Origin of the sequence: Pseudomonas sp. B35(2017) (assembly GCF_002113645.1) — a bacterium.
GTDB classification, from domain to species: domain Bacteria; phylum Pseudomonadota; class Gammaproteobacteria; order Pseudomonadales; family Pseudomonadaceae; genus Aquipseudomonas; species Aquipseudomonas ekonensis.
The window spans coordinates 262,846-289,120 of sequence record NZ_NEIZ01000005.1; the positions used below are offsets into that span (position 1 = coordinate 262,846).

21 protein-coding genes are annotated in these 26,275 nt (G+C 65.2%); 8 read left to right on the forward strand and 13 right to left on the reverse strand.

Going from position 1 to position 26,275, the window contains the following annotated elements:
* Positions 1-2,430 (forward strand): TonB-dependent receptor, encoded by a 2,430-nt coding sequence (locus CAG41_RS12395; protein ID WP_085631641.1) that lies wholly within the window; start codon positions 1-3, stop codon positions 2,428-2,430.
* 172 nt (positions 2,431-2,602) lie between these two features.
* Here the strand turns inward: CAG41_RS12395 and CAG41_RS12400 are convergent, their stop codons facing one another.
* Positions 2,603-3,478 carry an AraC family transcriptional regulator gene (locus CAG41_RS12400; protein WP_085707051.1) on the reverse strand — a complete coding sequence of 292 codons (876 nt, stop codon included), beginning with the start codon at positions 3,476-3,478 and terminating at the stop codon, positions 2,603-2,605.
* Between the two features lie 138 nt (positions 3,479-3,616).
* Here CAG41_RS12400 and CAG41_RS12405 point away from each other — a divergent pair, with 138 nt between their 5' ends.
* Positions 3,617-4,519: a DMT family transporter gene (locus tag CAG41_RS12405; protein ID WP_085707052.1), complete on the forward strand. Its 903-nt coding sequence runs from the start codon at positions 3,617-3,619 to the stop codon at positions 4,517-4,519.
* A gap of 10 nt (positions 4,520-4,529) precedes the next feature.
* Here CAG41_RS12405 and CAG41_RS12410 read toward each other — a convergent pair whose 3' ends face one another.
* The 4 genes from CAG41_RS12410 to CAG41_RS12425 all read right to left on the reverse strand — a co-directional run bounded on the left by CAG41_RS12410 (position 4,530) and on the right by CAG41_RS12425 (position 8,841).
* Complete coding sequence (locus tag CAG41_RS12410) at positions 4,530-5,033, reverse strand: DUF2165 domain-containing protein (protein ID WP_085578743.1); 504 nt, start codon at positions 5,031-5,033, stop codon at positions 4,530-4,532.
* 195 nt (positions 5,034-5,228) lie between these two features.
* Positions 5,229-6,203, reverse strand: a complete 975-nt coding sequence (locus CAG41_RS12415) for a D-glycerate dehydrogenase (RefSeq protein ID WP_085707053.1) — start codon at positions 6,201-6,203, stop codon at positions 5,229-5,231.
* Between the two features lie 1,010 nt (positions 6,204-7,213).
* A complete protein-coding gene (locus CAG41_RS12420) occupies positions 7,214-7,576 on the reverse strand; it encodes a DUF6124 family protein (RefSeq protein ID WP_085578747.1) in 363 nt (120 codons plus the stop codon).
* A 296-nt stretch (positions 7,577-7,872) separates the two neighbouring features.
* A complete protein-coding gene (locus CAG41_RS12425; protein WP_085631637.1) occupies positions 7,873-8,841 on the reverse strand; it encodes a LysR family transcriptional regulator in 969 nt (322 codons plus the stop codon).
* 284 nt (positions 8,842-9,125) lie between these two features.
* Between CAG41_RS12425 and CAG41_RS12430 the strand changes: the two genes are divergently transcribed.
* From CAG41_RS12430 to CAG41_RS12450, 5 genes are all read left to right on the forward strand, one after another.
* The gene (locus CAG41_RS12430; protein WP_085707054.1) at positions 9,126-10,625 is read left to right on the forward strand and encodes an efflux transporter outer membrane subunit; all 1,500 of its coding nucleotides are present in this window, start codon (positions 9,126-9,128) and stop codon (positions 10,623-10,625) included.
* A gap of 138 nt (positions 10,626-10,763) precedes the next feature.
* Positions 10,764-12,956 carry an FUSC family protein gene (locus tag CAG41_RS12435; protein WP_085707055.1) on the forward strand — a complete coding sequence of 731 codons (2,193 nt, stop codon included), beginning with the start codon at positions 10,764-10,766 and terminating at the stop codon, positions 12,954-12,956.
* Positions 12,946-13,146, forward strand: a complete 201-nt coding sequence (locus CAG41_RS12440) for a DUF1656 domain-containing protein (RefSeq protein ID WP_003221811.1) — start codon at positions 12,946-12,948, stop codon at positions 13,144-13,146. Before CAG41_RS12435 ends, CAG41_RS12440 begins: the two co-directional genes overlap by 11 nt.
* Positions 13,147-13,171: 25 nt before the next feature.
* Entirely contained in the window at positions 13,172-14,029 is an 858-nt protein-coding gene (locus tag CAG41_RS12445) for an HlyD family secretion protein (RefSeq protein ID WP_085707056.1), read from the forward strand.
* Positions 14,030-14,276: 247 nt separating this feature from the next.
* Positions 14,277-15,014: a hypothetical protein gene (locus CAG41_RS12450; protein WP_085707057.1), complete on the forward strand. Its 738-nt coding sequence runs from the start codon at positions 14,277-14,279 to the stop codon at positions 15,012-15,014.
* A gap of 62 nt (positions 15,015-15,076) precedes the next feature.
* Here CAG41_RS12450 and CAG41_RS12455 read toward each other — a convergent pair whose 3' ends face one another.
* Both CAG41_RS12455 and CAG41_RS12460 read right to left on the reverse strand, forming a co-directional pair.
* Positions 15,077-15,901 (reverse strand): SDR family oxidoreductase, encoded by an 825-nt coding sequence (locus CAG41_RS12455; RefSeq protein ID WP_085707058.1) that lies wholly within the window; start codon positions 15,899-15,901, stop codon positions 15,077-15,079.
* Between the two features lie 45 nt (positions 15,902-15,946).
* A complete protein-coding gene (locus CAG41_RS12460) occupies positions 15,947-16,411 on the reverse strand; it encodes a multidrug transporter (protein ID WP_085578759.1) in 465 nt (154 codons plus the stop codon).
* Positions 16,412-16,760: 349 nt separating this feature from the next.
* Between CAG41_RS12460 and CAG41_RS28305 the strand changes: the two genes are divergently transcribed.
* Positions 16,761-18,284 (forward strand): hypothetical protein, encoded by a 1,524-nt coding sequence (locus tag CAG41_RS28305; protein ID WP_139831350.1) that lies wholly within the window; start codon positions 16,761-16,763, stop codon positions 18,282-18,284.
* A gap of 91 nt (positions 18,285-18,375) precedes the next feature.
* Here CAG41_RS28305 and CAG41_RS12470 read toward each other — a convergent pair whose 3' ends face one another.
* The 6 genes from CAG41_RS12470 to CAG41_RS12495 form a co-directional block, all read right to left on the reverse strand.
* The gene (locus CAG41_RS12470) at positions 18,376-19,827 is read right to left on the reverse strand and encodes a mannose-1-phosphate guanylyltransferase/mannose-6-phosphate isomerase (RefSeq protein ID WP_085707059.1); all 1,452 of its coding nucleotides are present in this window, start codon (positions 19,825-19,827) and stop codon (positions 18,376-18,378) included.
* Positions 19,828-20,036: 209 nt separating this feature from the next.
* A complete protein-coding gene (locus CAG41_RS12475; protein WP_085578763.1) occupies positions 20,037-20,693 on the reverse strand; it encodes an alginate O-acetyltransferase AlgF in 657 nt (218 codons plus the stop codon).
* Positions 20,694-20,707: 14 nt separating this feature from the next.
* Entirely contained in the window at positions 20,708-21,883 is a 1,176-nt protein-coding gene (locus CAG41_RS12480; RefSeq protein WP_085578765.1) for an alginate O-acetyltransferase, read from the reverse strand.
* Between the two features lie 10 nt (positions 21,884-21,893).
* Positions 21,894-23,459 carry an MBOAT family protein gene (locus CAG41_RS12485; RefSeq protein WP_085578767.1) on the reverse strand — a complete coding sequence of 522 codons (1,566 nt, stop codon included), beginning with the start codon at positions 23,457-23,459 and terminating at the stop codon, positions 21,894-21,896.
* Between the two features lie 225 nt (positions 23,460-23,684).
* Positions 23,685-24,809, reverse strand: coding sequence for a mannuronate-specific alginate lyase (locus CAG41_RS12490; RefSeq protein WP_085578769.1), 1,125 nt, complete (start codon positions 24,807-24,809; stop codon positions 23,685-23,687).
* Positions 24,810-24,817: 8 nt separating this feature from the next.
* Positions 24,818-26,266: an alginate O-acetyltransferase gene (locus CAG41_RS12495; protein WP_085578771.1), complete on the reverse strand. Its 1,449-nt coding sequence runs from the start codon at positions 26,264-26,266 to the stop codon at positions 24,818-24,820.
* Positions 26,267-26,275: the final 9 nt, after the last annotated feature.

Here is a 26,275-nt window from a genome sequence, read left to right on the forward strand (position 1 = left end):
ATGAAGTCCAGGGCAAAGTCGGGTTCGGTCAAACAGTGGTTCAGCGTGTCTGCATTGAGTCTTTCGGCATTGGCCTTGCTGCCTTCGGGTGTGGCGCTGGCCGCCGAGGCCGTCGGCAGCCAAGCGCAGCCGTTGTTCAGTTTCAACCTGGCGGCCAAGCCGCTGCCCCAGGCCTTGAGCGACTTCAGCCGCCTCACCGGGCAGAGCGTGGTCTACACCGATGAGGCGCCCTACGGCCTCACCGCGCCGGCGGTCAACGGCCGGATGAGCGCCGAACAGGCCCTGCAACGCCTGCTCAGCGGCTCCGGCATGACCTTGCGCCGCACCGACAGCCACACCCTGGCGCTGGAGCCTGCGCCCACCGAAGGCGCACTGAACCTCGGCGCCACCACCATCACCTCGGTGGCGGCCCAGCCGATGAGCTACCAGCCGCCGGCCACCAGCTCGGTGATGCGCTCGTCCGCGTCGCTGCAGGAGATTCCCCAGACCGTCAACGTGATCCCGGCCCAGGTCATCCGCGACCAGGCGCCGCGCAACCTCGACGACGCGCTGGCCAACGTCAGCGGCATCACCCAGGGCAATACCCTGGGCAGCACCCAGGATTCGGTGATGACCCGTGGCTTCGGCGACAACCGCAACGGCTCGATCATGCGCGACGGCATGCCGCTGGTGCAGGGGCGCGGCATGAACGCCACGGTGGACCGGGTCGAAGTGCTCAAGGGGCCGGCCTCGCTGCTGTACGGGATTCAGGATCCGGGCGGGGTGGTCAACCTGGTCAGCAAGAAACCGGAGCTGACGCCGTACAACGCCCTGACCCTGCGCGGCTCCACCTACGGCGACGGCAAGAACGGCAGCGGCGGCGGCTTCGACAGCACCGGCGCGCTGGGCGAGTCGGGCCTGGCCTACCGCATGGTGCTGGACCATGAGGACGAAGACTACTGGCGCAACTTCGGCACCCACCGCGAAACCCTCATCGCGCCGTCGCTGGCCTGGTTCGGCGAGCGCACCAAGCTGCTGTTCGCCTACGAGCACCGGGAATTCCTCACCCCGTTCGACCGCGGCACGCTGATCGACCCGCGCACCAACCACCCGCTGGACATCTCGCGCAACGAGCGTCTGGACGAGCCGTTCAACAACATGGAAGGCCGCTCCGACCTCTACCACTTCGAGGCCGACCACGAGCTCAACGACGACTGGAAAGCCCACTTCGGCTACAGCTGGAACCGCGAGACCTACGACGCCAGCCAAGTGCGCGTGACCGCCATCGACACCAGGAAAGGCACGCTGACCCGCAGCATGGACGGCACCCAGAACGCGATCAGCACCGACCGCTTCGCCACCGCCAGCCTCGAAGGCAAGGTCAACGTGCTGGGCCTGCAGCACGACCTGGTGTTCGGCGTCGACGACGAGTACCGCAAGATCTACCGCGAAGACCTGATCCGCCAGAAAAGCCGGAGCACCTTCAGCTACGTCGACCCGGTGTACGGCCGCGAGGTCGCGGGCACCACCGTCAGCCCGGCGGACTCGGCCCAGACCGACCTGCTGCGCAGCGATTCGGCGTTCGTGCAGGACTCGATCCACCTCGACGACCAGTGGATCCTGGTGGCCGGCGGGCGCTTCCAGACCTACGACCAGTACGCCGGCAAAGGCGTGCCGTTCAAGGCCAACACCGACAGCAACGGCCAGAAATGGGTGCCGCGCGCCGGGCTGGTGTACCGCTACACCGACGCGCTGTCGTTCTACGGCAGCTACACCGAATCGTTCAAGCCCAACTCGACCATCGCCCCGCTGAGCGGCAGCAGCACCGTGCTCGACGGCAGCATCGCGCCGGAACAGGCCAAGTCCTGGGAGCTGGGCGCGCGCCTTGACATGCCGGGCCGCATCACCGGCAACGTCGCGCTGTTCGACATCAAGAAGCGCAACGTGCTGGTGGCCAACGCCGAAGGCCCGACCACGATCTACAGCGCCGCCGGCGAAGTGCGCTCCCGGGGGCTGGAAGTGGACCTGACCGGTCAGCTGAACGACCGCTGGAGCCTGATCGGCAGCTATGCCTACACCGACGCCGAGGTCACCAAGGACCCGGACTACCAAGGCAACCGCCTGCAGAATGTGGCGAAGAACACAGGGTCGCTGTCGGCGGTGTACGACTTCGGCAGCGTGATCGGCGGCGACCAGCTGCGGGTCGGCGCCGGGGCGCGGTACGTCGGCGAGCGGGCGGGCAACGCGGTGAACGACTTCGAACTGCCGAGCTACACCGTGGCCGATGCCTTCGCCACCTACGACACGCAACTGGACGGGCAGAAGGTCAAGTTCCAGCTCAACGTGAAGAACCTGTTCGACCGCACCTACTACACCTCGGCGGCGAGCCGGTTCTTTGTGTCGATGGGGGATTCGCGGCAGATCTCGCTGTCGAGCACCCTGGAGTTCTGATCCGCGACCGCGTCATCGTTCATCGCGAGCAGGCTCGCTCCCACAGGGATCGGCTGGGCAGGGATGCCTTCGCAGGGGACTGGCTGGACACACGTGTCTGTGACCGCCGCGGTCCAATGTGGGAGCGAGCCTGCTCGCGATGAGGCTCGCTCAGGCAACGGCCCTCCACCGCCTAACGCAAGAACGCCTGACGGTACTCACCCGGCGTTGCGCCGATCACCTGGCGGAACCGGTTGGTGAAGTGGCTGGCGCTGGCGAAACCGCACGCCAGCGCGATCTCGCCCAGCGGCAACCCTGTCCCCCGCAGCAGTTCCCGTGCCCGGCCCAGGCGCCGCGCCAGCACGTACTGGTGCGGCGGCAGGCCGAAGCTGGTGCGGAACATCCGCGCAAAGTGGTATTCGGACAAGGCGCACAGCCCCGCCAGTTGCCCGAGGCTGATGGGGTCGCCCAGGTGGTTGTCGATGAAGCCCACCAGCATCCGGCGCTGATGCGGCGCCAGCCCGCCTTTGAGGCGCAGCCCCGAACGCACGCCGACCTGGCTGAGCAAGGTGTGGCTGATCAGTTCGTGGGCCAGGCTGCTGGTCAGCAGGCGCTCGCCGGGCTCGTCCCAGTCGAGGGTGAGCAATTGCCGAAAGCGCAAGGCTTGCTGCGGATCGTCCAGGAAGGTCTGCTCGCGCAGTTGCATCTCCCGTGGCTCGCGGTCGAGCAGGGTGACGCAACCCAACGCGAACTGCTCGGCGCTGAAATACAGGTGGGCCAGGCGGATGTCGCCGTTGATCACCCAGCCGGACTCGTGGTCGGCGGGCAGGATGCACAGCTTGTCCGGTGCGCCCTTGTTGCCGGGCTGGCCGCGGCGGAAGGTGCCGGTGCCGCCGGCGATGTAGCAGGACAGGGTGTGGTGGCTGGGCGCCTCGTATTCCTGGGCGTCGTGGTGATTGCTCCACAGCGCGGCGGACAAGCCGTCCCCGAGCTCGGCGCTGTGCTCCAGGCGAGCGTTCGGCGAGCGGCTGAGGGCTTTGAAGACTTGCAGGGTATCGAGTGCGGCCATGTTCGGTTCTCTCCAACGCCTTGCATCCTACTCCGTGGCGCCGGCGCTGCCAGCCCGTCGCCGGACAAAAGCGCAAGTTTATGCAAGCGCCGGTCAAGGGCGGGGCGGACACTGAACGCCCACCGAGGAGAGTCCGCCATGAACCTTTCGCTGTACCTGCTCACCGTGCTGATCTGGGGCACCACCTGGATTGCCTTGAAATGGCAATTGGGCGTGGTGGCGATCCCGGTGTCGATCGTCTATCGCTTCGGCCTGGCGGCGCTGGTGCTGTTTGCCCTGCTGCTGCTCAGCCGCCGCCTTCAACCGATGAACCGGCGCGGGCATCTGATCTGCGTGGCGCAGGGCCTGTGCCTGTTCTGCGTCAACTTCATGTGCTTTTTGACGGCCAGCCAATGGATCCCCAGCGGCCTGGTCGCCGTGGTGTTCTCCACCGCGACCCTGTGGAACGCCCTCAACGCCCGGGTGTTCTTCGGCCAGCGGATCGCCCGCAACGTGCTGATGGGCGGCGGGCTCGGCCTGCTCGGGCTGGGGCTGCTGTTCTGGCCGGAACTGGCCGGCCACCACGCCAGCCCGCAGACCTTGCTCGGCCTGGGGCTGGCCCTGTGCGGCACCTTGTGCTTCTCGGCGGGCAACATGCTGTCGAGCCTGCAGCAGAAGGCCGGCCTCAAGCCGCTGACCACCAACGCCTGGGGCATGGCCTATGGCGCGGCGATGCTGTCGCTGTGGTGTCTGGTCAAGGGCATCCCGTTCGACATGGAGTGGACGCCGCGCTACATCGGCGCGCTGCTGTACCTGGTGATCCCGGGCTCGGTGATCGGCTTCACCGCTTACCTGACGCTGGTCGGCCGCATGGGCCCGGAACGCGCCGCCTATTGCACGGTGCTGTTCCCGGTGGTGGCGCTGAACGTCTCGGCGTTTGCCGAAGGCTACCAGTGGACGGCGCCGGCGCTGGCCGGCCTGGTGCTGGTGATGCTGGGCAACGTGCTGGTGTTTCGCAAACCCAAGCCTGTGAGTGTCGGGTTCGCCAAGCCTGCGCATTGAAACAGCCGCTTCAACTGTCGACTTTCAATACCAGATAGATCAACGCCGGTATCAGAAAGTCGACAATGCTTTGCGCCCACATCATGGCGTTCCAATCATTGGACTGATCCATGTCGAACCACTCGTTGCCAACTACCTGAAGGCAAAAGTAATAAACGAACAGTGCCACGAGGAAACCGAGCACGGCGTATTTCTTGGCTTCGTGAAACTGTTCCGGCGAGGCGTTCAACTGTCGGAAAAGTTGATAGCAGCCCAGCAGGCAGGACGACGTGAATATGGTCTCCAGCGTCATGATCATCCAGTAGATCCGGTGGTGCATCATGTCCGAGGTGATGGCCCGGTAGGTCAGGTGGCTGCCGGTGGTGTCCATGCTGAGGATATGGCCGAGGAAAATGTAGTTGGACTGGTAGTCGGTCAAGTTGCTGAAGACGATCAGCACGCCAAAGGCACCGACCATGAAGACAATGGCAACTTTGCTTCTTCTGATAATTTGCGAGGTTGTAAGGGTTCCCACTTTTTTATTCTCCGTTCATTGTGCCTTTCATAAGTAAGGCTGATGGGCGGAAGTCTATCGGGGCGCAAATCGCAAAGGGGAAGGAGTGATTTTCAAGTTGTGTGGGTCATTGTTCGGTTCAAATCGATAGTTGCCCATCCGATGAGCCGGTGATGCCAGGGCGTGACGCTTGCGCGCAGGCCCTGGCGGCGGCCGTCAGCCTTTCCAGACCTGCGGATTCACCAGATCCTGCGGCCGTTCGCCCATAAGCGCACTGCGCAGGTTGGCCAGCGCACGGTTGGCCATCGCCTCGCGGGTTTCGTGGGTGGCCGAGCCGATGTGCGGCAGTGTCACGGCGTTTTTCAGCTGGAACAGCGGGGATTCGGCCAGCGGTTCCTTTTCGTAGACGTCCAGCCCTGCGCCGCGGATGCGGTTGTTCTGCAGCGCCTCGATCAGCGCCGGCTCGTCCACCACCGGGCCTCGGGAAATGTTGACCAGGATCGCGCCCGGCTTCATCAGCGCCAGTTCGCGGTGGCTGATCAAGTGGCGGGTCTGGTCGCTGAGCGGCACCACCAGGCAGACGAAATCGGCTTCGGCGAGCAGTTGATCCAGGCGGCGGAACTGCGCGCCCAGCTCTTGTTCCAGCGCGGTCTTGCGGCTGTTGCCGCTGTAGAGGATCGGCATGTTGAAGCCCAGGCGTGCGCGCCGGGCCACGGCGGCGCCGATGTTGCCCATGCCGACGATGCCCAGGGTCTTGCCGTGCACGTCGCAGCCGAACAGCGGGGCGCCGACGCTGGCCTGCCACTGGCCGGCCTTGGTCCAGGCGTCGAGTTCGGCGACGCGGCGGGCGCTGGCCATGATCAGGGCGAAGGCCAGGTCGGCGGTGCTTTCGGTGAGCACGTCCGGGGTGTTGGTGAGCATGATCCCGCGTTCGTTGAAGTAGGCCAGGTCATAGTTGTCGTAGCCGACCGACACGCTGGAGACCACTTCGAGCTTCGCCGCGTTTTCCAGTTGGGCCTTGCCGAGCTTGCGGCCGACGCCGATCAGGCCGTGGGCGTGGGGCAGGGCTTCGTTGAACTGGGCGGCGATGTCGCCGTTCTTCGGGTTGGGCACGATGACGTCGAAGTCCTGTTGCAGGCGTTCGATCATGGGCGGGGTGATGCGGCTGAAGGCCAGGACGGTTTTTTTCATTGCTTCGGGCTCGGCGGGGCGGGATTGCTGAGCACGCTAACATTTCTGTTTTGGGTTGTCTTGGAGGGCTCTGGGGGTTGGGCGTTTGGGGTTTTGGGTTTGGGTGAATATCCGTTTCTGCGGGTGTTGCCGCTGGCGGTTCCGCCCTTACGGCGGGTCACTTTTGGCAAACGCCCGGAATGCCGGCCCAGCCCAAAGTAACCAAAAACGCTGGCCCCGGCGTTCGGCCCCTCGCTGAGGCTCGGGGTTCCTTCGCTCCGGGATTCATCCGGGGGCATCGGCTACGGTTTGCTTCGCTGCACCTCCTTCCGATGTGTTTGGCTGCGCCAAACGGCGCTGCGCGCCCACCCCCGGATGAACCCCTCCGCTCAGCCTTCCGAAGGGGCCGGCAGATCAAGATCAAAAGCGAGGCGAGCTGACACTCGGCCTTTTGAGAGGCGCGTGATGGCGGCCTGACAGCCGACCTGTTTCTGACTGCCCGACACAATTCCCTGTGGGAGCTGCGGTGCGACGACTCGACTTGCCAGCGATGGGGCCGGCACTGCCGACATCTGTGGTGACTGACCCACCGCCATCGCCGGCAAGCCGGCTCCCACAGGTTTTTGTGGTGTGCCTGGATTTTGTGGGCACCGGGATGCTTGTGGGAGCCAGCCTGCTGGCGATGGCGGCCTGACAGCCGACCAATCCCTCCCAGCTCACCTCAATCCCTGTGGGAGCTGGCTTGCCAGCGATGGGGCCGGCACTGCCGACATCTGTGGTGACTGACCCACCGCCATCGCCGGCAAGCCGGCTCCCACAGGTTTTTGTGGTGTGCCTGGATTTTGTGGGCACCGGGATATTTGTGGGAGCTGCGGTGCGACAATTCGACTTGCCAGCGATGGCGGCCTGACAGCCGTCCAATTCCTCCCAGACCACCTCAATCCCCTGTGGGAGCCAGCCTGCTGGCGATGACGGCCTGGCAACCAACCAATCTCTGCCTGATGTGCACAACCCGCTCCCACAAGGGTGAATCAACTGTGCCCCGGCTGAACCTTCACATTGTCCAGCACCCGGTTCACCGACAGCCCCGCCAGCATGATCACCTGCTGGATCGCCAGGATCGTGTCGCGCTGCGCCGTGCCCAGTTGCTCGGCCAGTTGGCTGGTCAGGGTGCCCGCCGAGGCCAGGGAGGCGCTGGCGTGCACCAGCAGGCTTTCGTCGTCCATGGCCGGGTCGACCATGAACATCCGGCCCGGACGGCGGGCGGAAGGCTGGGTGGGGTTGAGGTAGTGGTCGAGCGCACGTTCGGCGGCATCGTGGAGTTTTCGCGAATCAGTGGATTCGTAAGGGGAGGTGCTGTCGGCGGCAGGTGGGTTCGGTGTGGGTTTGAACATGGTGAAGCTCCATTCGGGATGTGGAGTCCGCCACGCACCGCGACCAAGCAGTGGGTGGCGAACCGTACGCGGGTTGGTCGACCAGGGAATGGAAACCCGGCAGGGCCGTTAGCCCTCCCACGCACAGCTCGCCATTAAGCAGGCTGAAAAGCGCGCCATTCTAAACCCGGACGACCAAGCCCGGTCACTGAATCTGTCAGCGACCCCCAAAGCCTATCCAGCGCATTTCCGACCGACAACCGTCAAAACCTGTCGGAAACATCCGCCAAAACCACCCCGTCTGTAGGACGTCGAACTCAGTTCGCCAGCCGCACGCCGCCTAGGCTGCCGCTCATTTCATAGGCCACCAGTTCCGCCTGGTGCGCCGAGAGGATTTCCGGCAGCGAGCCGCGCAGGTACTCGACCCAGGTCTTGATCTTCGCGTCCAGGTACTGGCGCGACGGGTAGATGGCGTACAGGTTCAGCTCCTGGGAGCGGTAGTTGGGCATCACCCGCACCAGTGAGCCGTTGCGCAGCGCTTCGATGGCGGCGTACACCGGCAGCACGCCGATGCCCATGCCGCTGATGATCGCGGTCTTCATCGCGTCGGCCGAGTTCACCAGGAACGGCGAGCTGTTGATGGTCACCATCTCCTGGCCTTCCGGGCCGTCGAAGGCCCATTTCTCCAGGGGGATGACCGGGCTCACCAGGCGCAGGCAGGCGTGGTTGAGCAGGTCGCTGGGCTTCTGCGGGCAGCCGTTGGCTTTCACGTAGGCGGGCGAGGCGCAGACGATGCTGTAGGTGATGCCCAGGCGCTGGGAGACGAAGCCGGAGTCCGGCAGTTCGCTGGCCAGCACCAGGGACACGTCGTAGCCCTCGTCGAGCAGGTCCGGCACGCGGTTGGCCAGGGTCAGGTCGAAGGTCACGTCCGGGTGGGTCTTGCGGTAGCGGGCGATGGCGTCGATGACGAAGTGCTGGCCGATGCCGGTCATGGTGTGGACCTTGAGCTGCCCGGCCGGGCGCGAGTGGGCGTCGCTGGCCTCGGCTTCCGCCTCTTCCACGTAGGCCAGGATCTGCTCGCAGCGCAGCAGGTAGCGCTTGCCGGCCTCGGTCAGGGCGATGCGCCGGGTGGTGCGGTTGAGCAGGCGGGTTTGCAGGTGGGCCTCAAGGTTGGAGACCGCGCGCGAGACGTTGGCCGTGGTGGTGTCGAGCTGCACGGCGGCGGCGGTGAAACTGCCGGCCTCGGCCACGCAACTGAAGGCACGCATGTTTTGCAATGTGTCCATGGGGTGCTCTCAAGGGAGATGGCAAATTGTGACATGAAGTTTCAAAGGCGAGACCCCCGACTTAGGGATTATCTCGTTAACGGTAACAAAGATTCACAGGAATCCCAGCTTATCGCGGTCCGGGCGCCCTCATAGAATTGCGCCGAAGTGGGAATGGGGCGTGCTTGCGCATGCGCCAGGTCAACGGATCCGGCGCTCGGGTGTGCTACCGCACCGGCAGGCGACCGCTCCGTCGCCGCTCCCACAGGTTCCCCGCTTTTCCCCTCTTTCAGGAAGTCGCAGCAGTGCCGCGTCGCATCAACAGAGCGCTTTTGCCGCTCAGTGTTCTGGCTTTTACCCTGGGTCTTGGCGGCTGCATCGGAACCGGCGGGATCGCCCCGCAGGGCAAGGCGCTGGAGGCCAACGCACTGGCCACCGACGACGCCATCGCCCACGCCGCCCGTGACGCAAACTGGCCCGCCGCGCAATGGTGGCAAGCCTTCGGCGACCCGCAACTGAACCGCTGGATCGACCTCGCCGTGCAAGGCAGCCCGAGCCTGGCCATGGCCGCCGCGCGGGTGCGCCAGGCCAAGGCCATGGCCGGTGCGGCCGAAGCCGCCGAGTCGCTGCAGGTCAACGGCCAGTCCACGCTCAAGCGCCATAACTGGCCGACCGATCCGTTCTACGGCCCGGGCGATTTGGCCAACACCACCACCTGGGACAACAACGCCGCGCTGGGCTTCAGCTACGACCTGGACCTCTGGGGCCGCGACCGCAACAGCACGGAACGGGCGGTGGACTTGGCGCACATGACGGCGGCCGAGGCGCAGCAGGCCCGGCTCGAACTGCAGAACAACCTGGTGCTGGCCTACATCGAGCTGTCGCTGCACTACGCCCAGCGCGACATCGTCGCCGCGACGCTGGCCCAGCAACAGCAGATTCTGGACTTGGCGCAAAAACGCCTGAACGGCGGGATCGGCACCCATTTCGAAGTCAGCCAGGCCGAAACGCCGTTGCCGGAAACCCACCGGCAACTGGATGCGCTGGACGAAGCCATCGCCCTGAGCCGCAACCAGATCGCCGCGCTGGCCGGCAAGGGGCCGGGGGAGGGCGCGCAGTTGCGGCGGCCGACCCTGTCCCTGGGCACGGCGCTGAAGCTGCCGTCGGCGCTGCCCGCCGAACTGCTCGGCCAGCGTCCGGACGTGGTCGCCAGCCGCTGGCAGGTGGCGGCGCAGGCCCGGGGCATCGACGTGGCGCACGCCGGGTTCTATCCCAACGTCGACCTGGTCGGCAGCCTCGGCTACATGGCCACCGGCGGCGGGGCGCTGGAGTTCCTGACCGGCAAGAAGCTCAACTACACCGTGGGGCCGGCGATCTCGCTGCCGATCTTCGACGGCGGGCGGCTGCGGGCGGAACTGGGTGAGGCGTCCGCCGGCTACGACATCGCCGTGGCGCACTACAACCAGACCCTGGTCAACGCGCTGAAGAACCTCTCCGACCAGTTGATCCGCCGTGAGTCGATGGACAAGCAGCAGACCTTCGCCGCCGAGTCCGTGGCCGCCGCGCAGAAGACCTACGACATCGCGATGGTCGCCTATCGGCGGGGGCTCACCGACTACCTCAACGTGCTCAACGCCCAGACCCTGCTGTTCAAGCAGCAACAGGTGCAGCAGCAGGTGCAGGCGGCGCGCCTGAGCGCCCATGCGCAATTGGTGACGGCGTTGGGCGGCGGGCTCGGTGCGGGCAACGATGTGCCGACGGCTGCGCAGACCCAGGCCCCGAAAACCCCGGCGCTGCTGCGGTGAACACACCTCGGTGCGGGAGCGGGCTTGCCCGTGAAGGCGGTGGATCAGGCGACCTCACTGTTGAACGTGACGCCGTCTTCGCTGGCAAGCCAGCGCCCACAGGTTCTGAGTCCAGACTGATTTCTTGAGCGTATTCGAATGACTCCCATGCCCGCCCCCCTGCGCTGGCTGCACTCCCTGGAATGGCGCCGGGGCTTCTTCGACTGGGCACGCAGCGACGGCGTGACCTGGGTCTACATCTTCAAGGTGCTGATTGCCGCGTTCCTCACCCTGTGGCTGGCGATGCGCCTGGAACTGCCGCAGCCGCGCACGGCGATGATCACCGTGTTCATCGTCATGCAGCCGCAGAGCGGCCAGGTGTTCGCCAAGAGTTTCTACCGGTTCCTCGGCACGTTGGCCGGGTCGGCGATGATGGTCACGCTGATCGCGCTGTTCGCCCAGAACACCGAACTGTTCCTGGGTTCGCTGGCGATCTGGGTCGGCATCTGCTCGGCCGGCGCCGCCCGTTGCCGCAACTTCCGCGCCTACGGTTTCGTGCTGGCCGGGTACACGGCGGCGATGGTCGGCCTGCCGGCGCTGGCGCACCCGGACGGCGCGTTCATGGCGGCGGTGTGGCGGGTGCTGGAAATCTCCCTGGGGATTCTCTGCTCCACCCTGGTCAGCGCCGCGATCCTGCCGCAGACCGCCAGCGCCGCCATGCGCAACGCGCTGTACCAGCGCTTCGGCGTGTTCGCCCTGTTCGTCACCGACGGCCTGCGCGGGCGCAGCAAGCCTGAGTCGTTCGAGGCCAGCAACGTGCGCTTCATCGCCGAGGCCGTGGGCCTGGAAGGCCTGCGCAGCGTGACCGTGTTCGAAGACCCGCACATGCGCCGGCGCAACGGCCGGCTGAGCCGCCTGAACAGCGAATTCATGGGCATCACCACCCGCTTCAACGCCTTGCATCAGTTGCTTGAGCGCTTGCGCGGCAACGGCGAGGAACACGTCGTGGCGGCGATCAGGCCGGGCCTGCAGGACCTGGCCGAAGTGCTCGACGGCTTCAGCGGCAGGTCCCTGACCAGCCCTGATGCGGCGCGTCTGGTGACGGCGCTCGCGACCTACAAGGAAGGCTTGCCGACACGGGTGCGCAGCCTGCGGACGGCGTTCCAGGAGACCGGCCCGAGCGAGGCCGAACTGCTGGATTTCCACACCGCGTACGAATTGCTCTACCGCTTCGTCGACGACCTGCACAGTTATGCACAGACCCACGCGTCCCTGGCCGACCACCGCCACGAACGCGAGCGCTGGGACGAGCCGTTCACCCCGCAGACCAGTTGGTGGGCGGCGGCCGCTTCGGGGATCCGCGCCTCGTTCATCCTGATCGTGCTGGGCAGCTACTGGGTGGCCACCGCGTGGCCGAGCGGCGCGACCATGACCCTGATCGCCGCCGCCACCGTGGGCTTGTCCGCTGCCACGCCGAACCCCAAGCGCATGGCGTTCCAGATGGCCTGCGGCACGTTCCTCGGGGCGCTGATCGGCTTCGTCGAGATGTTCTTCATTTTCCCGTGGATCGACGGTTTCCCGCTCTTGTGCGTGATGCTGGCCCCGGTGATCGTGCTCGGCTCGTTCCTGGCGTCGCGCCCGCAGTACGCCGGGGTCGGCCTCGGGCTGCTGATCTTTTTCAGCACCGGTTCGGTGCCGGACAACCTGACCATCTACAACCCGTACACCTTCATCAACGACTACATCGCCATGGTCATGGGCATGCTGGTGTGCGCCGCTGCCGGGGCGATCATCCTGCCGCCCAACAGCCGTTGGCTGTGGAAGCGCCTGGAGCAGGACCTGCGCGGCCAAGTGGTGTACGCGATCAGCGGCAAGCTCAAGGGCCTGGCCTCGGGCTTCGAAAGCCGCACCCGCGATCTGATGCACCAGGCCTACGGCCTGGCGACCGGCCAGCCGCTGGTGCAGAAAAAACTGCTGCGCTGGATGTTCGTGGTGCTGGAGGTCGGCCACGCGATCATCGAGCTGCGCAAGGAGCAGGCGATCCTGCCGGTGCACCCGGCGTACGCCGAGTCCCAGCCGTGGCGCCAGTCGATCCGCGTGATGGGTCGGGCGCTGGTGCGGCTGTTTCTGCAACCCAACGCCAGCAACCTGGAGCGGGCGCTGGTGGCGGTCGATCACGCGATTGGCCGTGTCGCCGCCACCGACGAGCCGTTCGCGCCGCACTTCGACACCTCGGCGCTGCGCCGGGTGAAAAGCTACCTGCACTTCATCCGCACTTCCTTGCTCGACCCGCAATCACCGCTCGCCGCCTACGCGGCCGCCAAGCCCGAAGGACTTGCCCATGCCCCGTGAAATCGCCTTCCACGGCGTGTACATGCCGACCATGACCCTGATGTTCTTCGTCGCCGCGGCACTGGCCTGGGCGCTGGACCGCTTCCTGTCGGGGTTCGACCTGTACCGCTTCTTCTGGCACCCGGCGCTGCTGCGCCTGAGCCTGTTCACTTGTCTGTTCGGCGCGATGGCGCTGACCGTCTACCGCTGACTCTCCAACTCTGAAGAAGGTCTTGATGAAAAAGTTTTTCAGCCTGCTCGCGACCCTGCTGGTGCTGGCTCTGGCGCTGTGGATCGGCCGCACCTTGTGGGAGCACTACATGAACACCCCGTGGACCCGCGACGGCCGGGTGCGGGCGGACATCATCAACGTCGCCGCCGACGTCACGGGCGAGGTGGTCGATGTGCCGGTGCGCGACAACCAGTTGGTGAAGAAGGGCGACCTGCTGATGCAGATCGACCCCGAGCACTACCGGTTGGCGGTCAAGCAGGCGCAGGCCCTGGTGGCCTCGCGCAAGGCGACGTGGGAGATGCGCAAGGTCAACGCCCACCGCCGCGCCGACCTGGACAACCTGGTGATCTCCAAGGAAAACCGCGACGACGCCAGCAACATCGCCGACTCGGCCCTGGCCGACTACCAGCACGCCCAGGCGCAGCTGGAGGCCGCCGAGCTCAACCTCAAGCGCACCGAAGTGCGGGCGGCGGTGGACGGCTACGTGACCAACCTCAACGTTCACCGCGGCGACTACGCACGCATCGGCGAAGCGAAGATGGCCGTGGTCGACATGAACTCGTTCTGGGTCTACGGCTTCTTCGAAGAGACCAAGCTGCCCCACGTGCGCGTGGGCGACCGGGCCGACATGCAACTGATGAGCGGTGAAGTCCTCAAGGGCCATGTGGAGAGCATTTCCCGCGGCATCTACGACCGCGACAACCCGGAAAGCCGCGAGCTCATCGCCGACGTCAACCCGACGTTCAACTGGGTGCGCCTGGCCCAAAGGGTGCCGGTGCGGATTCACATCGACGAGGTGCCGGAAGGGGTGCTGCTGGCGGCGGGCATTACCTGCACGGTGGTCGTCCAAAGCCAGGACTGACAGTGACCGAGTCGCGGGAAAAGATGTTTTTTCGCGACTTTTTTGTTTGTGGTCTTCTTAGTGTTTTAGTTGTTTGTCTTGTGGTTGGTTATTGCATTGTAAGTTTCTGTTGAGTGTCGGCATTTTGTTTTTTTGAAGTGTTAGTGTTGTCGGGTCATCTGTCGATGGCACTGTACTGGTTTGAATTGCCATGCTTATGTTTTAAGTTTTGGCAGTCATTAAGTTTTAAAAAGGGATGTTTCAAGAAATGGAATTCATTGATATCAGAATGGATAACTTCGTCAGCCATGTTGCGCCTGGCGAACCGGTCACCCTCGGCTTCAGTCTCCTGACGGATGGCACTGCGCCGCCTGTGGGCTCGCGCCTTGAGTTTCGGGCCTACAACGGTGCCAAGTTGCTCCACGCGTCAATGCCTGTCACCGGGGCGCAGATGAGATACATCGAATCATTGCAGTACAGCATCGTGACCATTACCGAAGAGCAAGCCGAAGGGTGGAACCCTCGGCGAACGTTGACGTTTTCGATGCCGCCGAATATGGACCCTTCGCAAGCCATTGAGATGTTTGGCATCAATTATTATCAGCCCAGCTATCAGGCCGGCTATTGCCCGGTGTTAGTGCAAACAGGAGGGCCAAGGGATATTTCAATCCGTCAGGCGTTGAAAGCAAAGTGGCAGGATCAGCCTTCGGGTGGTTGGGTGTATAGCTACGACGTGATCGTCAAGGCAAACGCTCAGTCGATTGCCAAGTGGAAGTTTTCAAGCGCGGGACTGCCCACAGGAGTGAAAATTTTCGCCAACCCTTGGCTTGATGTCATTCATGACGGCACTGAAGGCGTCATCGAATTGGTGACGCCGCCGGACGATCAATACCTGCTGTTGCCGGGCAAGGAGCTTTCCGTGTCGATCCAGCTTCTTTATCCGCAGGCTTCGGGGGCGCAACCGGCGTTCGAAACCTTGCCCAATCTGATGGCTTTCCCCAACTGATGCTGCTGGCCTGACGCAACGGCATGGCCTGAGCCCGCGCATTGCGGGCTCAGGCTTTTGAGTCAGAGCACGCCGCGCAACCCGAACCGCTTCATCAGCGTCGATTCCAGCAGACCCTTGGGCAGCCAGGTCGCCAGCAACGGCAACGCCCGGCTGCCGTTGCCGATGCGGATCAGCCGGGGCGGCTTGGCCTGCTGCACGGCCTTGAGCAGTTCGGCGGCGAAGTCCCGGGCCGGGGTCGGCTTGTCCTGGGATGCCTTGGCCCGCGCCCGGATCCCTTCGCGCAGCGGAAACCACGGCGACTGTTCGGTGATCAGTTGCTCGGCCTCATGCCCGGCGTTCTTGGCGAAGCTGGATTCGATGGCGCCCGGCTGAACCTCCATCACCCGCACGCCGAACGGCGCCAGCTCCATGCGCAGCGCGTCGCTCAGGGCGTGCACCGCTGCTTTCGAGGCGCAGTAGGCGCCGGCGAACGGCGTGACCAGCACACCCGACACGCTGCCGACGTTCACCACCAGCCCCTTGGCCCGGCGCAGCACCGGGAACAGTGCGCGGGTGACGCCGACGATGGAGAACACGTTGGTCTCGAACTGGCGCTGCATGGCCGCCACGCCGCCGTCGAGCAGCGGGCCCATGGCGCCGTAGCCGGCGTTGTTGATCAGCACGTCGAGGCCGCCGCGCTCGTGGTTGAGCCGCTCGCTCAACTGCTCCAGCGCCGCGCCGTCGTTGACGTCCAGCTGCACGGCGGTGAAGCCGGCGGCGCTCAGCGCGGCGACGTCCTCGGCCTTGCGCGCGCTGGCCCAGACGTCATAGCCGGCGGCCTTGAAGGCGTCGGCGAGGGCGCGGCCGATGCCGCTGGAACAACCGGTGATCAGTGCAACGGGCATGGCGCATTCCTTATGCAGAGGTGAAGGAGGCAGACGTGAAGGGGATCAGTCGGAGAAACTACCCTGCAACCGCTCGGCGCGAAACTCCAGGGTCTGCGGGCGGTAGCCGGGACGCAGCGGCGGCAGCGGCAGGCAGTCTTCCCAGTTGCCGCCGGGCTGCAGTTCGCCGGGGCCGCGGTAGCGCGGGGCGGTGTACTGGTTGTCGGCCAGGTTGACCGTGTCGCCCGGCGCATACGCGGCGATGCGCCAACGCAGCTCGGTCAGCGGCACGTCGTTGCCGTTGTTCATCTTGAGCTGCAACGGACGGTCGGCGGGACACTGTTCGGGGGCATAGGCGATGCGCAGCTCCAGGCGCGCCAGTTGCTTGACCTCGCGGTTGTCCAGCCACACCACCCACATCGCCACCAGCCCCAGGCCGACGGCCGCCGCCGCCGACACCGGCAAGGCCTTGGCGGGATAGCGCAGCAGCAGGATCAGCCAGGTGATGACCAGCAGGACGCCGATGAACATGTCGCGCAACCTCGCAGGGATGGAAGGCCATCCTACCTAAGCGTAGAGGGGGTTGGCGATTGGCAAGTGGTGTGCGGCGCCAGGTCCGGCCCCTTCGCGGGCAGGCCAAGGAGGCGGCATTCGGCCGAGATTCCCGGTGGGAGCCAGCCTGCTGGCGATGGCGCCGGTCAAGGCTGCGCAGGACCTGACCAGGAACGTTTCTCCGGGCATCGACCCGACGAAGAGGCTGGAACGACACCCCTTTCGGATCGACAACGGGAGCGCCACCGGTCGGGACTGTAATTTCTGACAGTGGCCGTCGCGGCGGAGCCGGTGTTGGATAGCGTACACGGCCGGTACCGGAGGACGTATGGGACGCTATCTTATCTGTTGGGCCTGTCTGCTGCTGGCAGCCTGCCAGTCCTCGACGCTCGACGGACTGTCTTCCGACCCTCGCTCGGCTTTCCAGAAGCAGGGCGAGGCCGTGGCAACGGCGCTGGCCGACCGGTACGCCGACACCCGAAAGGATTGCGGCAGCGCCTCGAAACCGGCGTTCCTGTGCGCCGGCATTCTGTTCCGGGGCACGATCCATTCCACCCAATACCACTTCTGGAACCCCAGCCCGATTGCCGTGGAGAAGGGGGGGCTGTCGTTTTCGTACCTGCGGCGCGACTCGCAGTACCGGCAGATCGATTCCACCTACGACCACGGTTTCGTTTTCCACCCGATCCTGGATACGCCGGTCGGCAAGCGTCACATCGAAGTGCTTTGCGTGTTTCCCATCGACGGCGCCACGTTCGACCGCGAAAACCCCGGCTGCGGTGCCCACCGCGCCTACCCGCAGCAGAGCCGGCGCTGCCAGTCGCAGGGCATCACCACCGCCGAGCAATGGATGGCCCACACGGTGCGGCCCGGCGTCGCGCAGGGCCACTACCAGTGCAGTTTCGATGTGCGCGACCAAATGAACGACGCGGCGGCGGACGCGTTCTACCAGGCCTTGCGCGTGATGACCCTGCACCAGGATGTGGCCTTCCACAGCCGCAACGAGCTGATGCTGGCGACCTGGCCGCAGGACATCCCCGGGGAGTTGCCGATCCAGGCGCTGTACTACACCGGCGGCGGCTTGACGTCGGCTCAGTACGACCAGCAGGACTTCTATGACCGCAGCGGACTGAGGCTGCCGATCATCCGCATCGAGCTGCCGCAGACGCCGGCGCACCAGGCGCGGTTCGTGTTCGATCCCGCCGATCAGGTGTTCGATCCGCAGAGCAAGGTCTTGCGGGTCGCTTCACTCACCGCCTCGCCTCAGGCCGATGCCTTCACCTTCGCGGCGGACAGCGGGTTTCCCCGCACCGGCTTCAGCGGTGCGCGCTACAGGCTGAACATGGCCGGCGGGACGCCCCCGTTCGCGTTCAGCAGCGCCGAGCCGGGCCGGGCCGAGATCGGCGCCGGCACCGGCGAGGTCACGCTCAGGGGGCATGGCCCGGTGACGTTCACCATCAAGGATGCCGGGGGCCAGAGCGTGCAGTACACGCAGCCCCAGGCGACGCTCTGGTTCACCGCGTTGGCATGCCATATGGATTGGGCTTCGGCGGAGCGCTATGCGAACGGTCACGGCGTGGCGCTGCCCAGGCCGCCGGAACTCAACGGTGGCTACCTGCTGCGGTATCCGGGGGCGCTGTACCCGGAATGGGGCGACTTGGTGCGCGGGTACGGTTGGCCGACCGGGGCGTTCGACGCCGCCCACAACTACGACCGTTCGATCCCCGAGTACTGGACGGCTCAGGCTGCCTCGGCGGGAGACTACGCCACGGCGGCGGTCACCCTGGGCTACGCCCATCGGCGGCCTGCGGCCTGGCGGCTCTGTTCGGTGGCGGTGTCACGCAGCCCTTGAGCCCGAGGGGGGGCAGACGAAAAGCCCCCGCCTGGCCTGCCGCGGATAGGGGACGCAGCAGGTCGGACGGGGGCTTTTTGTCACAGGAAGGTCACTGTGCGATGGTCTTCACCGACACGCCGCGCTCGACCGGGGTGGAGCGGCCGTAGATGTCTTCGAAGCGTTCGATGTCGTCCTCGCCCAGGTACGAGCCCGATTGCACTTCGATGATCTCCAGCGGGATCTTGCCCGGGTTGCGCAGGCGGTGCACCGAGGCGATCGGGATGTAGGTGGACTGGTTCTCGGTGAGCAGGAACACGTTCTCGTCGCAGGTGACTTCGGCGGTGCCGCTGACCACGATCCAGTGCTCGGCGCGGTGGTGGTGCATCTGCAGCGACAGGCACGCGCCCGGCTTGACCGAGATGTGCTTGACCTGGAACCGGCCGCCCATGTCCACCGAGTCGTAGGAACCCCACGGACGGTAGACCTCGCAGTGGTTCTGGGTCTCGCTGCGGCCCTGTTCGTTGAGGGTGTTGACCATCTGCTTGACGCCTTGGACCTTGTCCTTGTGGGCGATCATCATGGCGTCCTTGGTTTCCACCACGACGATGTTCTCCAGGCCGATCACCGACACCAGCTTGCCGTTGCCGTGGATCATGCAGTTCTTGCTGTCCTGGATCACCACGTCGCCCTTGCTGACGTTGCCGTTGGCGTCCTTCTCGTTGACCTCCCACAGCGACGACCAGCAGCCGACGTCGCTCCAGCCGGCGGTCAGCGGCACCACGCAGGCGCGCTGGGTCTTTTCCATCACCGAGTAGTCGATGGAGTTGTCCGGGCAGCAGGCGAAGGTGGCTTCGTCGAAGGTGATGGTGTCCGGATCCTGGACGCTGCGCTCCAGGGTCAGCAGGCAGGTGTCGTAGATGTCCGGGTCGTGCTTTTTCAGCTCTTCGAGGAAGCGGCTGGCGCGGAACAGGAACATGCCGCTGTTCCAGTAGTAGCCGCCGGACTCGACGTATTCGGTGGCGCGCTTGACGTCGGGCTTCTCCACGAATTGCGAGACGCGGCTGACGCCTTCGGGCAGCAGCGAATCGCTGACCGACTTGATGTAGCCGTAGCCGGTCTCCGGTTTGGTGGCCGGCACGCCGAACAGCACCATCTCACCGTTTTCCGCCGCCACCGTGGCCAGGGCCAGGGCGCGCTGCAGGGCTTTGCGGTCTTCCAGCACGTGGTCGGCGGGCAGCACCAGCATCAGCTCGTCGCGGCCCTCGTTGACCAGCATCATCGCGGTCAGCGCCACCGCCGGCGCGGTGTTGCGGCCGAACGGCTCCATCAGGATGCGCTGGGCCTCCAGGCTGCGGTTGGCCAACTGCTCGTTGACGATGAAGCGGTGCTCCTTGTTGCAGACCACGATGGGGGTGTCCATGCCGTCGAACACCAGGCGCTCGACGGTCTGCTGGAACAGGGTGTGTTCGCCGGTCAGGGCGAGGAACTGCTTGGGGAACTGCTTGCGCGAAAGCGGCCAGAGACGGGAACCGCTACCACCTGACAAGATCACCGGAATCATAATGTTTACTCCATAAAATCAATTGGGTTAGAGCCACGAACCTGCGTCGTTTCACTCTTGTTGTTGTCTCGTGTCCGAATGCCCGCCTCGGTTCCTGTGGGAGCTGGCTCGCCAGCGATCGCATCACCTCGGTGTATCTGCGCAACCGAGTTGTCCGCATCGCCGGCAAGCCGGCTCCCACAGGGATTCGGGTCAGTTCGGGAAATGTGTCAGCGGGTCGACACCGGGCGCTTCACCCACACCGGCGACAGGCTGCTGCCCGTGCCGGTGACGTACAGCACCGCCGCTTCGCCGCGCTCCAGGGCGACCGGCTTCACGTCGCCGACCTTCTTGTCGCCTTCGTACAGCGCCAAGCTGACCTTCACCGGGTTGATCTCGCGTTCGCCGCGGCCCTTGGCGGCCACGTTCGGCACCACCTCGGTCTTGCCGTCGGCGGTTTTGAGGGTCAGCGGCTTGTCGCTGAGGTTCTGCACGCGCACCAGGGATTTCTGCTTGTTCTTGAACGGCGGCTCTTCGATCAGTTGCGGCGCACCGGAGGCGTTGTTGACCAGGGTGTAGTAGTGGTCGCCGGCCAGTTTCACCGGCAGGGTCTGGCTGCCGACCTTGGCGCTGTAGTCGCCGCCGGGCATGAAGCTGAAGTCGCTGCTGGCCAGCGGGGCGACGTCGCTCAGGCTGGTGCTGCCGACGGTGGCGCTGACTTCGGCGTTGCTGGCGTTGTAGACGCGCACGAAGGTCGAGCCTTTGGGCGCGGTCGGGCCGTAGAGCGCGGCGTCGCCGCCGGCGAATGCCTGCACCGACAGCACGCTCAGGCCGGCGACCAGGGCAAGGCGTTGGGCGAGACGACGCGGAGTTGGAGTGAAAGTCATGGTGTACCTCTCTTTCAGTTTTGCGCCCGGTCGGGCGTCTCGGATGAAGTGTTCACAGCTACGTTCTGTTGGCGCGCGCCGGCTTGTTTGAGCTCTGCGACCCACTGCGGGTCGGCGTCGCCGATTTCGTTGTTCACAGGCAGATATCGTTCAGGGAACTCCCAGATCAGCACCTGGGGCGGGCTGTTCTTGAAGTCGTCGCTTTTCAGGTAACTGAGCATCGGCAGGATCGGGCCGTGGCCGTCTTCGGCGTAACTGACCACGTCGCTGTTGAGCGCCTGCTTGAGCGCGCCGACGAAGTTCCAGTTGGGGTTGGCGCTGTAGCTGGTGCCGATCAGCGCCACCGGCACTTCGCGGCTGGCGAACAGGGCGTCGTCGCCGGCCGGCTGCGCGTCGGCGGCCACGGTGTTGCGCTTCTGCAGCGGCTCCTTGGCCGGCATCAGGTTCTCGAACAGCGGATCCAGCGGCAGGAACAGGCGCAGGTCGCCCTTGTGCGTGACCTGCTCGGCCGGCGTGGTGACGAAGCGCTGCGGCTCACCGCTGAGCGGGAACTTGTCGGCGATGGTCTTGGCCAGGGTGTCGGCGGCGATCTCGGCGCCTTCCGGGGTCCAGTGGGTGTCGGTGCGCAAGAACACTTGCTGACCGTTCTGCTTGGCCTTCTGCAGCGGGCCGAGCAGGTCGGGGGCGAGGATCTTGTCCGCGGCGACGCGGGCGTGGAAGTCCTGATACAGGTTGGCGTGGATGCTCGCAGGCTTCACTTCGCCCAGGTGTTCCGGGTACAGGCGCACCTTGGCCGGCACGATGGCCATCACCAGTTTCACGCCTTTCGCTTTGAGGGTCTGGCGCACGCCTTCGACCAGCGCGTAGTTGCCTTGCAGGTTCAGCTCTTCGTTGACGATCGGGTTGAATTCCTCGTCGCTGTACAGCCACTGGTCACGGCCGAGCACCACGCCCGGACGGCCTTCGTTGAACAGCTTGAAGTCCAGAGCGGCCCACAGATTGGTGCCCAGGCGCTTGATCGGGAACTCGTCGTCGTAGTGGGTTTCCACGGCTTTGGTCCAGCGGCCGTTGAGCACCGTGGCGTCGGCGTTGGTGCTGAAGCCGAAGAAGCTGCGCAGCGACCACACACCGAGCACCAGCAGGGTCAGCAGAAACAGGGCGATGTAGAACATGCGTAATGAGCGGGTCATGGCAGATCCCTCAGAACTGGAAGTAAAGGAACGGCGAGAAGCTCTGCGCCGAGAGTTTGAGAATCGAGGCGATGAACAGCAGCAGCACCAGGGCGCGCATCGCGTAGCGTGGCCAGTCGGCGCTCCAGTAGGCCGGCTGCACTTGGGCGGGCGCGCCGACGGTGTAGCCGGGCTCGCGGATGGCCGCCGGGTTTTCGCCGGGGGCGGCCTTGATCAGGCCGGGCTGCGCGCCGGCCGGGCCGTCTTGCCCGGCGTCGGCGCAAGGTTTGGTCTTGACCGGTGGCGTGCTGGTGTACAGGTCGCGCAGGCCGAAGAACGCCAGGGTTGCGTACGCCACCACCAGGGTCGCCACTTGCAGGCCGGTGAGGCTGGCGCGGTTGAGTTCCGACAGCGACCAGTCGCCGAAGCTGAACATTGCGCCGTACATGCGCCCGGCCACGTGCAGGTTCTCGGCGCGGAAGATCACCCAGCCCATGACCACGAGCAGGAAGGTCAGGGCCCAGCGGACCGGATTGAGGCGGCGCGGCGAGGTGTTGATGCCGAGCATTTTCTCGATCGCCAGCCACATGCCGTGCCAGGCGCCCCAGACGATGTAGGTGATGTTCGCGCCGTGCCACAGGCCGCCCAGCAGCATGGTCAGGAACAGGTTGCGATAAGTCATCAGCGTGCCGCGGCGGTTGCCGCCCAGGGTGATGTACAGGTAGTCGCGCAGCCAGGTGGACAGGCTGATGTGCCAGCGCCGCCAGAACTCGGTGATCGACTGGCTGACGTAGGGCTGCTTGAAGTTCTCCATGAAGCGAAAGCCCATCATCAAGCCCAGGCCGATGGCCATGTCGCTGTAGCCGGAGAAGTCGAAGTACAGCTGCGCGGTGTAGGCCAGCGCACCGAGCCAGGCGTCGCCGGTGGTCGGGTGCTGCAGGGCGAAGCAATGGTCGGCGACCACCGCCAGGGTGTCGGCGATGAACACCTTCTTGATGAAGCCCTGCATGAACCGGGTGCAGCCCTCGGAGAACTTGTCGAGGGTGTGGGTGCGGTGGTTGAACTGGTCGGCCAGGTCACGGAAGCGCAGCACGGGGCCTGCGATCAGGTGCGGGAAGATCGCCACGAACGCCGCGAAGTCGATCAGGTTGCGGGTGGCCGGGGTGTCGCCGCGGTACACGTCGATGATGTAGCTGATGGACTCGAAGATGTAGAACGAGATGCCGATCGGCAACAGCACGTGGGTGAGGATGAACGGCTCCAGGCCGAACGACGTCATGATCGCGTTGAGGCTGTCTACGCCGAAGTTGGCGTACTTGAAGTAGCCCAGGATGCACAGGTCCACTGCCACGCCGAGCAGCAGCCAGCGCTGGGCCGGCTTGCTCCTCACACCGGCGGCGCCGACCTTCAGGCCGATCCAGTAGTTCCACAGGGTGACACCGGCGAACAGCGCCAGGAAGTCCACCCGCCACCAGGCGTAGAACACGTAGCTGGCGATCAGCAGCAGCAGGTTGCGGTAGCGTTGCCCGCTCAGGTAGTACAGGCCGAGGAAGATCGGCAAGAACAGGAACAGGAACACGTTGGATGAAAAGACCATCCCGGTTTCTCCATGTTTGAAGCCACAGTCAAGGGCCAAGGCCCCCCCAAACCCCCCACGAAAAGTCCGGGGGATGTATTGCATCCAGATTCACCGCAACCCTTGTGGGAGCTGGCTTGTCGGGTCGCCGCACCGCAGCGATAGCGTCGGGTCAGTCGACATCAGTGTTGAATGTCAGATTGCAATCGCTGGCAAGCCAGCTCCCACAGGGGTTCGTGTTCTGCCTTACGAACCCTTGTTGCCCTTCTCGTGCGACGGGTCGTAGACCTTGGTCAGGTCGCCACCGAGGCGGAAGGTCTTGAACGGCTGCATGCCGTGCTTTTTCTCCAGCACATCCGGCGCACAGGCGTAGAGGCTGCAGAACGGTTCGAGCCAGGCGAATTTCATGTCCTCCTTCAGGTCGGTCATGTCCTGCTTCTTGCCGTTCTTCGCCTCGAAGGCGTCGGGATCCTTTACGCCGGCCAGCACCCGGTCGCCCAGGCGCTTGAGGGCGCCGTTGTTCTCCTGGCGCAGATCCACGCCGTTGACCTGGGCGAAGCTGGCGATCATCGCCAGCGGCGGCAGGGCGTAGTTGTGGTACGCCAGGGCGCGCTGCTGGCGCTTGAGTTCGTTGGGCAGGTAGCCGTCGGCGTCGACTTGGCCGGCGCCGACCTTGTATTCCTTCACCGCCCAGTCGAACAGGTCGCGGCGGTCGGTGGCGATGGCCGTCGCCATCACCGACCACGCGGCCCAATAGGAGTGGTTGTTGGTCTGGGCCAGCGGCAGGTTGTCCCAGTCGCTCACCACCTGGTCGGCCAGTTTGCCGAACCAGGCCTCGATCTCCCGGGCCTCCTGCTGATGCTGGGCCAGCGGGTGCGAGTCGGAGAACTTCAGGCGGATGTACGAGGACGCCATGCTGCCCAGTGCCCATTTGCGCATCGACTTGCCGGTGTGGTTGAAGTCCTTGGACATCAACGCATCCGCCCGTGCCCAGGACGTCAGCCAGTTGAGCGTGCAGTCGAGCTGCTCCGGGCGACCGTCGCGCATGAACTGCATCACCCGCTTGGCGGTGCCGCGCTCAAGCTTGGTGATGTCGGCGGTGCTGTCGCGGAAGGCTTTCTCCGACTGCACGTTGAGGGTGGCGCGGGCCTTGTCCGAGCCTTCGTACTTGCTGCGAAACTGCAGCGGGCCGGTGTAGGGCGCCGGCATGGCGTCGCAGCCTTCGCTCTTGTCGCCGGTCTTGAACTTGTCCACAGGTGCGAAGTAGCCCTGGGGCGGACGCAGCGGCGCGGCGGCCTGGGTGGCCCCGGCGAACATCGCCAGGGTCAGCAGGGACGGCGCAAGCAGGTGTTTGATCGTTCGGTTTCGCATGGCAGACCTCATTGCCCGAGCTGGGCGGTTTGCGGCCCAGCGCCCGGGAATACGTTGCGTTTGCAGATTTTCGCTTCGACCTTCTGCGGCTCGGCGCCCGCGTCCGGGCCCTGGACTTCGACGGCCAGCAGGTTCTGCGTGGCCCAGTCCTCGTCCGTGCGCAATTCGAAGGCGAAACGCCCGTCGGTGTCGGAGGTTTCCGGCTTCTCGATCTTGATGTCCTCGTGGCGGCCGTTCATGTACCAGAGGGTGGCGTGCAGGGTCTTCACCGAGGTGTCGGCGAAGCGGATGTCGACCTGATGGCCGTTGTTCTGCAGGTTCAGGTTCTTGCTGTTGACCAGCAGTTCGTTCTTGCCCGGCTTGAGCGTCGCGCTGGCGCTCATCTGCGCGTCCTTGCCCTCGCAGCCGTTGTCCAGCAGCGCCATCATCTGGCGGTAGATGGTCTCCTGGTCGAGGCGGTACAGCGGCGAGAACTCCCAGATGAGGATCTTGGGCGGCGACTTCTGGAACTCGTCGCTGCCCAGGTACTGCAGCATCGAGCCTTCCAGGCCGCCGCCGGGGAACGCGACGTTGAGGATGTCGGCGCCGATGGCCTCTTCGAGGAAGCCGGCGAAGTTGTAGTTCTTGCCGCTGTGGGAGGTGCCCACCAGGGTGATCTGCGGGTTGCCGCTGTCGCCGAACAGGTCGCCGTCGCCGGCCTCGCCCTTGGGCTCGGTGGTGAACTGGTCCATGTACTGGATCGCGTAGCTGGTGCCGCACAGTTGCCCGGCCATGTTGTGCAGGGTGCCGGTCTTGCCCATGCGCCCGGAGCGCTTGGTCTCGAACTCGCGCTTGGGGATGTCGGCGAAGGCCGGGATCCGCTTGACCTGCTCGGCGACGATCTTCGCCGTGCGCTGGGCGCCGTAGGGCGTCCAGTGCTGGTCGCCGCGGAAGTAGAAGTCGTGGGCCGGCAGGGTCTCGGGCAGCGATTCGTTGGTGAGCGGCGACAGGTCCGGCACCACGTAGCCCATCTTGGCGAAGCGGCCGAGCATGGTCTTGTAGTTGCCCAGCGCCTTCTCGTAGTCGAAGGCGGCCTTGTCCTGCGGGTTGAGCTTGTTGCGGTTCACCAGGCCACGGGTCGGCTGGTAGACGATCACCAGTTCCACGCCCTTGCTCTTGAACGCATCGTGCAGTTGCTGCAGGCGGCGGTAGCCGGCGGGGGTGGTGTCGAACTCGGTGCGCAGGTCTTCCCGGGTGCGGAACAGCCAGTCGCCCTGGGCCTGCACCAGGGTGGTGAAGTTTTGCTGGTAGCGGGTGGTGTAGTTCTTCGGGTCGTGGGCGGCGGGGCACAGGCTGCAGCACGGCTCGGCGGTGAACGCGGGGGCTTGGGCCTGGTCCGCGCCGGCGCCGTCGCTGGCCGCCAGGATGCCCACGGTCAGGGCCGACAGGCTGAGCAGTTTGATCAGGTGTGGGTGCATAAAGAGGTC